At 37.5% G+C, this 267-nt stretch carries 1 protein-coding gene; it reads right to left on the reverse strand.

Annotated elements, in window-relative coordinates:
- Nucleotides 1-65 precede the first annotated feature (65 nt).
- A partial coding sequence (locus tag IQR33_RS36060) for a hypothetical protein (protein ID WP_228014141.1) occupies nt 66-267 on the reverse strand: 202 nt, incomplete at its 5' end.

A 267-nucleotide genomic window follows, 5' to 3' on the forward strand; every position in this document is an offset into this window, starting at 1 on the left:
GAGTACCAACAGCACTCATATGACGTCATATGTGAAGCTGTACCTAATGAAAAGTTCGCTCAAATTCAAACAATTGAGCAGCTACTCAACACAAACCCTCTATCAAAGATAAAACCATCCCACATCGTATTTGTGGCTCTTGGAATTATATTTTTGATAGGTGTGCAGATATTTAAATCTAACTCCAAGCAAGAGTATGTAATTCCTGACATAGATTCAATGGTGAAGAAAGCATCAAGCAGTACTCTAGCTAAGCAAGCTGAAAAC

Source organism: Vibrio sp. OPT46, assembly GCF_015163535.1.
In the GTDB taxonomy this organism is placed as follows: Bacteria; Pseudomonadota; Gammaproteobacteria; order Enterobacterales; family Vibrionaceae; genus Vibrio; species Vibrio alginolyticus.